The 2,685-nt window shown below is 60.6% G+C and carries 2 protein-coding genes; both read left to right on the top strand.

Translation table 11 applies throughout. The features are described 5' to 3' along the window. Nucleotides 1-740: 740 nt before the first annotated feature. On the top strand, nucleotides 741-1,616 hold the full coding sequence (locus PQR02_RS40095) for a cyanophycinase (RefSeq protein WP_408243336.1): 876 nt from the start codon (nucleotides 741-743) through the stop codon (nucleotides 1,614-1,616). 157 nt (nucleotides 1,617-1,773) lie between these two features. Then, a complete protein-coding gene (locus PQR02_RS40100) occupies nucleotides 1,774-2,598 on the top strand; it encodes a cyanophycinase (protein WP_408243337.1) in 825 nt (274 codons plus the stop codon). The last annotated feature ends 87 nt before the right edge of the window (nucleotides 2,599-2,685 follow it).

Below are 2,685 nucleotides of genomic sequence, written 5' to 3' on the forward strand. Positions count from 1 at the left end.
AGACCCACAACCGCCCTTCGATCCCGCGTACCGTTAACGGCGGCTCTCCAAGGTACAACGGCCGTTCGCGTGGTTGTGTCGGCCGGCGAGTACTCAGCATGTTGCAGCCATTCGGATAGCCAGATTTCGCTGGTCGGGAATGTTGGCTCACGAGAAAGTTCAACCGTCCGAGTCGACGAACAACGGCTAATCCAACTTGCGAGTGCCTGCCAATCTATGCGTTCGATCCTTACCATCGACGGTTGAAGGGAGGGAGTTCGAACGGCTGCTCTCGGCAACTCTGGAGATCCGCTTTCGCCCGCGTCAAGAATTTTCAATCTTCCTAAGAACTTGCAATCATGAGGTGGGAAGCCGGAACGCAAAAAGCCCGGCTCGCGCGATGACTGGGCTACGTGAATCTGTTGGTGCACCTGATTCGAACCGCCAGTCATCGCTCTTGCTCCGCGTGACGGGCGAATGTCTAAGCTGGTCATTCAGCGACGCAGCAGATCCGCACCACATTGGTTCATTTTTGCACCATAATGTAATGGAGATGATTTCCAGTGCGCACCGCGCTAACCGGAATTTTTCCAGCCTCTGGTCCGACGCAGGTCCGCGAGGTGGTGGCTCGCAGGCTTGGTTGGAACGATTCTCGCTTGTGCATCTGGACCCGCGACGGCGGGCGGATTTGGCCCCCAGCGGACAATTCCGGGGGCCGTACCCACTGCGGACAATACGCTCAAGCCTTGCGAGGAAAAGATATGCGTCCGGGAAGATCGCCAAAAAACCCAACACGGGGCTTTATTGTTCCGATCGGCGGGGCCGAGAATCGGGTCCAGAACCCCGTTATACTGCGGCGCTTCGTCAAACTTTGCGGCGGGCCGAGCGCGCATATTGCGGTCATTCCGACGGCTTCGTCGTTGGACAATACGGGCGATGTGTACGGATCGGTGTTCGGTGATCTTGGTGCCGGACAGATCAGCATCCTGCCATTCAAAAGCCGGGCGGACTGCGAGTCGCAGCGATACCTCGAGGTGCTCGATCACGCCGATGGCGTCTTCATGACGGGGGGCGATCAGGTGCGCCTCGCCGAGATGCTGAGCGGCACGTCGGCCGCGCAAAAGCTCTGCAGCCGTAATACGCAAGGCATGCACATCGCCGGCACCTCCGCCGGGGCTTCGGCGATGTCGACCGCGATGATCGCCGGGGGCAAGAGCGGCGCCACGCCTCGTGCCGGCATGGTCGACCTCGCAGCGGGCTTGGGGCTTGTCAGCCGCTTTGTGATCGACCAGCATTTCAGCCAGCGTGACCGGCTCGGGCGCCTGCTCACTGCGGTCGCGTCGATCCCCTTCGGAGCCGGCATTGGGCTCGACGAAGATACGGCTGCATTCATCGGGCCGGACGACACGCTCGAGGTGGTCGGCACCGGCAGCGTCACCATCATCGAAGGGTCGAGCCTGCACAACTCCGCCGCCGGTTCGACCCGCCATGGCGAACCCGTAGGGTTGACCGGAGTTCGCCTACATATCCTTACCGACGGCAACCTGTACGACTTGGGAAGCCACACGCTGCTGAGCTCGGGACTCACTGCAAAGAGCCACGGCACGGCCGGCTTGAACGCCGCCGCGTTAACGTGATCGTTGGAAATATCCGCTGACCGATATTCCGCTGATAGCTCGATCGGTTCTTTGCAAAACGCTGGCGCCCTTCTGCGCCTGCCGCAATGTCGCCGCGCTTCCGTCCATAAGACCGTGACGGTGTACGACTGCCGGCTCCGAGTTAAGGGGTGAAGGTTTGAATCGTTCAAGAGCGCTCGCAGCCGGGACAAGAGGCTTTATCGTCGCCGTAGGCGGTGACGGCAAAGCGGCCCGCAAGGCGGCCCCTATCCTGCGGCGCTTCGCTGAGCTTTGCGGTGGCTCCCGCGCGCACATCGCCATTCTCTCGGCAGGCTCTGATGAAGAGGATTTTGGCGACCGTTACGAACGGGCATTCCGTGATCTCGGCGTGAATCGCGTCAGTGCATTCAACTTCGAGAATCGAACGGATTGCGAAAGGGCAAGGGACGACTCGCTCGGCGGCGTTGACGGGGTTTTCCTCATCGGGAGCGATCCGGCCCGCCTCGCCGAGACGCTCAGCGCCACGCCCGTCGCTCAGCAAATAGGCCGCCTGAATGCAAAGGGGACGCACGTTGCGGGCGTCTCGGCCGGCGCAGCGTTTCTGCCAAGGCAAATGATCGTAGCCGGCAAAAGCGGCACGACGCCTCGCGCGGATATTGTCGAATTGGCACCCGGCTTATGCCTGATCGACAAGTTGGTTATCGATCAACATTTTCGCCATCAGGACCGGCTCGGGCGCATGCTGATGGCCTTGACCTACAACCCGGATGCCATTGGCATCGGGCTCGATGAAGACACCGCTGCATTCATCGGTCCGGACCAGAAGCTGCAAGTCGTGGGGACGGGAGGCATCACCGTCGTCGATACCTCCCGACTCCAGCACTCCGCGATTCATCCCGATCGCCGCCACGCGCCGGTGAGCATGATTGGCCTGCACCTCGACATTCTGGTTGAAGGCAACGCCTACGACATGTCTGCGCATCTGGCCAGCATCGGGCACTAACGTGACGGATCGGATGACGGCCTGACCGCTCTAAGGATTCTGATCTGAATCTCCGGAATAAATAATTCCGAATACCGCAAGTCTTTG

The sequence above is a fragment of the Paraburkholderia sediminicola genome (assembly GCF_046026895.1).
In the GTDB taxonomy this organism is placed as follows: Bacteria; Pseudomonadota; Gammaproteobacteria; order Burkholderiales; family Burkholderiaceae; genus Paraburkholderia; species Paraburkholderia sediminicola_C.